Origin of the sequence: Enterococcus mundtii (assembly GCF_002947535.1) — a bacterium.
Taxonomy (GTDB): Bacteria; Bacillota; Bacilli; order Lactobacillales; family Enterococcaceae; genus Enterococcus_B; species Enterococcus_B mundtii_B.
Genome location: NZ_PUAP01000079.1, coordinates 1 through 898 on the forward strand (window position 1 = coordinate 1; position 898 = coordinate 898).

Here is an 898-nt window from a genome sequence, read left to right on the forward strand (position 1 = left end):
TTAGTGTCAAAAGAAATCACCGTCCCTTATGAAGTCAAGTGGGGAAATACGATCGTGATGCGCTCAGCCAATGGCGGGGCGGCAGGTGCTTTCTCATTAAGACCAGGAAGTAATAATTCAGTACGTCAGTTAACGATGTTCCCAGGGATTGATTCACCATTAAATGAGCAGTTAAGTCCAAACTCTTCCTTGTATTACTCAATGGAGATCATTCGTGGAGATCGTACAATTTATTCCCAAGATATGCCAGGACGAGCAACGCTACAACAAGTGATGGATAATTTTGGAAATAATCGGGCTGTAACCGTTCAATTTGGGGATATCATCAAAATTTATCATCCGCAACGCTCAGAAGGAAGTTCAGTATTATTCGTTAACGAAGAAGAAAAAGACTTCACTTACAATTCAGCTTATGCTTACTACGAAGTAACCGCCTACGGATTTGAACCAATGGCAGTGATGGATGCTCATACAGCAAACAAGGAACTTGTTTTAGCGCAAGATACAACCAACTTTGAATTGGAAGAATTATTAGATAGCGTGACGATCAATGGAGAACCTGTGGCAGAAGATACGTATACAATCGAGCGCTTATCTGACTTCGATACTTCAACCATTGGTAAACGAGAAGTTCGTTTGAGAATGGCTATGAAGGACGGTCTAGCCTCCGTAGAGCTGGAGATTCCCTATGAAGTTAAGTGGGGAAGTACATTCTTACTGAAAGGCTTAGAAGATGCGACAGTAGGTGCCTTTAGTATCATTGAGCAAGATGGTGTATCAAAGATCCATGCGACACAAGGGGAACAGGGAACGATTTTAAATAATGCGGTGAATAATGTTTTTGGTCGAGATACATATTATCGAATCGAAATTTTAGCTGATCCAGAACAACCAGAAA

General features: G+C 41.2%; 1 pseudogene. It reads left to right on the forward strand.

The window, feature by feature from the left end:
* Window positions 1-898: pseudogene (locus CUS89_RS16185) on the forward strand (cell wall protein); the annotation flags it as partial.